This window comes from Desulfosporosinus shakirovi (assembly GCF_020595055.1).
GTDB lineage: Bacteria > Bacillota > Desulfitobacteriia > Desulfitobacteriales > Desulfitobacteriaceae > Desulfosporosinus > Desulfosporosinus shakirovi.
Genome location: NZ_JAJDOO010000090.1, coordinates 1 through 805, shown reverse-complemented (window position 1 = coordinate 805; position 805 = coordinate 1). Strand labels below are relative to the sequence as shown.

The following is an 805-nucleotide window of genomic DNA, read 5'->3' as shown; positions in this document are numbered from 1 at the left end:
GAAGCCAAGGCTCTGGTCAGGCATGGAGAATGGGGAAAATGGCTGGTTGAGTCAGTCCGTTATTCCCAGCGTTCAGCCGGAAGGCTGATTCAGCTATATGAGGCCTATGGTCCATCTCCTGATCTTGAAACCGATCCGAATTGGTCAGCGCTGTCTAATTTGACCTACACCAACGCCCTCATCCTTCTCGACGTTCAGGAAGAACTGCGGGCGGACTTTATCGCCCACAACGATGTGGAGAACATGTCTTCCCGGGAGCTTAAGCGGGCCGTGGGATTTACCGGGGCTGACGGAGACGGGGAGCATGCCCCGTCTCTGCCGAAACTAGACCAGGCCCTGCGGAAGATCGACGAACTGGAAAAGGCGCTGAACTCCATGATCGCTAAAATCAGTGTCCTTGCCGACCAGGTCTGGAGCCTGGAGCAGAGGGTAGAGGAGGCAGCGTCAAAATTCCGGGCAGGACGGAAGAGTGCTGTGGGGAAAGAGGCGAATTCGGAGGACAGCCCAAAAGAAGCAGCGCCGGCTGAGGCCCAAAACCTCCCAGCCGCGGGTCCGGATATACCCGTTCAAGGCACCCGATTTTCAGGATCCCCTCAAGTCCCCGAAATGACGGAGTCAGCCGCTCCGGAAGCGGTGCCTGCCAAAATCCCCTCCGCCTCCTCCCGTTCCTCAGATCCCGTGCTCGTTACTTCTAATTTAACGGTGCACGAGTTTCCCCAGTTTACAGCATCAGGATTTGAAAACGCCGATCCTGAATACTATACCCGGCAAGCCGAATCGCTGTTTAAATTTCACCGCAGCAATA

Annotated in this window: 1 protein-coding gene; it reads left to right on the top strand. The window is 55.9% G+C overall.

The window, feature by feature from the left end; all coding sequences use genetic code 11:
- Positions 1 to 805, top strand: an 805-nt coding sequence (locus tag LJE72_RS25915; protein WP_229251015.1) for a DUF3102 domain-containing protein, incomplete at both ends; no start/stop codon positions are given.